Source organism: Bradyrhizobium sp. PRIMUS42, from assembly GCF_023006515.1.
In the GTDB taxonomy this organism is placed as follows: domain Bacteria; phylum Pseudomonadota; class Alphaproteobacteria; order Rhizobiales; family Xanthobacteraceae; genus Bradyrhizobium.
Genome location: NZ_JALBGZ010000832.1, coordinates 1 through 2,512, shown reverse-complemented (window position 1 = coordinate 2,512; position 2,512 = coordinate 1). Strand labels below are relative to the sequence as shown.

Here is a 2,512-nt window from a genome sequence, read left to right as displayed (position 1 = left end):
CGCGCGATGCGGCCGAGGCGGTCGAGCTCGACGTCGAGCCGCTCCCGGCGGTCACCGATCCCGAAGAGGCAGCGAAGCCCGGCGCGCCGCAGCTCTATGAGCACATCCCTGATAACGTCGCGCTCGACTACCATTATGGCGACATGGACAAGGTGGACGCGGCCTTTGCCAGCGCTGCCCATGTCACCAGGATCGACATCGAGAACACCCGTGTCGCCGTGGTCTCGATGGAGCCGCGCGTCGGCCTTGCCTCCTACGACAAGACAACCGAGCGCTATACGCTTCAGGTGCCGACGCAAGGCGTCGCCGGCAACCGCGCCAACCTCGCCAAGAACCTGAAAGTGCCGAACGAGAAGGTGCGCATCCTGACCGCCAATGTCGGCGGCTCGTTCGGCATGAAGAACATCAACTATCCCGAATACATGTGCATCCTGTACGCGGCCAAGGCGCTGGGCCGCCCGGTGAAGTGGCTCGACGAGCGCTCGACCGCCTTCCTCTCCGACAGCCACGGCCGTGCGCAGAAGATCCACGCCGAGCTCGCGCTCGATGCCGAGGGGCATTTCCTCGCGGCCAAATTGTCCGGCTACGGCAATCTCGGCGCCTACATCACCGGCGTCGCGCCGGGGCCGCTCTCGCTCAACACCGGCAAGAATTTTTCCAGCGTCTACCGCACGCCCTTGATGGCGGTCGACATCAAGGTGGTGCTGACCAACACCACGCTGATGGGCGCCTATCGCGGCGCCGGCCGGCCCGAGGCGAACTATTACATGGAGCGGCTGATCGACCGCGCCGCCGACGAGATGGGCATCAACCGGCTGACCTTGCGCAAGCGCAACTTCATCAAGCCGAACCAGATGCCGTTCCCGGCCTCCTCCGGCGTCACCTATGACAGCGGCGACTTCCAGGCCGTGTTCAACAAGGCGCTCGAAATCTCCGACCACGAGAATTTCGCCAAGCGCAAGAAGGAGAGCAGGAAGGCCGGCAAGCTGCGCGGCATCGCCGTCGGCTCCTATCTCGAAGTCACGGCGCCACCCAGCCCCGAGCTCGGCAAGATCGTGTTCGATGCTGACGGCAGCGTGCAGCTCATCACCGGCACGCTCGATTACGGCCAGGGCCATGCGACGCCGTTTGCGCAGGTGTTGTCCGAGCAGCTCGGCGTCCCCTTCGAGAGCGTGAAGCTGGTGCAGGGCGACAGCGACATCGTCCACGCCGGCAACGGCACCGGCGGCTCGCGCTCGATCACCGCCACCGGCATGGCGATCGTGGGCGCCGCCAAGCTCGTCATCGAGAAGGGCAAGCGCGCTGCGGCGCACATGCTCGAGGCCTCCGAGGCCGACATCGAGTTCGAAGGCGGCAGCTTCACCATCGCCGGCACCGACCGCAGCATCGACATCATGGAGCTGGCCAAGAAGCTGCATGACGGCAAGACGCCGGAGGGCGTCCCTGACAGCCTCGACGTCGACCACACCAGCGAGCCGGTGCCCTCGGCGTTCCCGAACGGCTGCCACGTTGCGGAAGTCGAGATCGATCCGGAGACCGGCGTGGTGCAGATCGTGCGCTACAGCGCGGTCAACGATTTCGGCACGGTGATCAACCCGCTGCTGGTCGCAGGCCAGCTCCATGGCGGCGTCGTCCAGGGTATCGGACAGGCGCTGATGGAGCACATCCGCTACGACGAGAGCGGCCAGCCGATCACGGGCTCGCTGATGGACTACGCCCTGCCCCGCGCCGAGGACGTGCCGAACATGACGGTCGGCGATCACCCGGTGCCGGCCACGACCAATCCGCTCGGCAGCAAGGGCTGCGGCGAAGCCGGCTGCGCCGGCAGCCTGTCGACGGTGGTGAACGCCGTGCTCGATGCGCTCTCGGATTACGGCATCAAGCAGATCGACATGCCGCTGACCCCGGAGCGGGTGTGGCGCGCGATCCAGGAGGCAAAGGCCAAGGCGGCGTAAGCTCCGTTCGTCATTCCGGGGCGGTCCGCAGGACCGAACCCGGAATCTCGAGATTCCGGGTTCGATGCTTCGCATCGCCCCGGAATGACGGTGTTGTTTTTTAAGCCACCGCCTGCTCGCGCGGCTGGTAGATCGCGGTGTGCTGGCAATGCGCGAGCGGCGTGGTGCCGTTGGCGACGACGAGCGCGTCGAGCTCGACGAAGCGGTGGCCCTTCTTCTCGTAGTTGGCGGTGACTTTCGCCCGCGCGGTGATCTCGTCACCGGCATGCGCCGCCGACAACAGCTGCATGCGGCTGCCTACATGGATCCACGGGCCCAAGATCGTGTTGTCCACCAACACCCGGTTCATCACGCGCTGGATCAGGCCGGGATGGCCGAGCCCTTCGCGCGCGAAGATCGGATCGGTCTCCCTGATGTCGGCGAGATAGTCGGCCGCGTCCTGCCCGGCCCAACGGCGTGGCGCGGTGCCGAGCCATTTACCCGTCTCGAACGTCGCGGGACTGACCGGCTTGCGCTCGGCGACCGCGGGGACCTCGACATAGTCGCGCAATGAAACC

1 protein-coding gene and 1 pseudogene are annotated in these 2,512 nt (G+C 66.2%); one reads left to right on the top strand and one right to left on the bottom strand.

Going from position 1 to position 2,512, the window contains the following annotated elements:
* Nucleotides 1-1,955 (top strand): xanthine dehydrogenase family protein molybdopterin-binding subunit (locus MOV75_RS34340; RefSeq protein ID WP_247007558.1); only part of this gene is annotated, 1,955 nt, incomplete at its 5' end.
* A 100-nt stretch (nt 1,956-2,055) separates the two neighbouring features.
* Here the strand turns inward: MOV75_RS34340 and MOV75_RS34335 are convergent.
* Nucleotides 2,056-2,512, bottom strand: a pseudogene (locus tag MOV75_RS34335) (hypothetical protein); the annotation flags it as partial.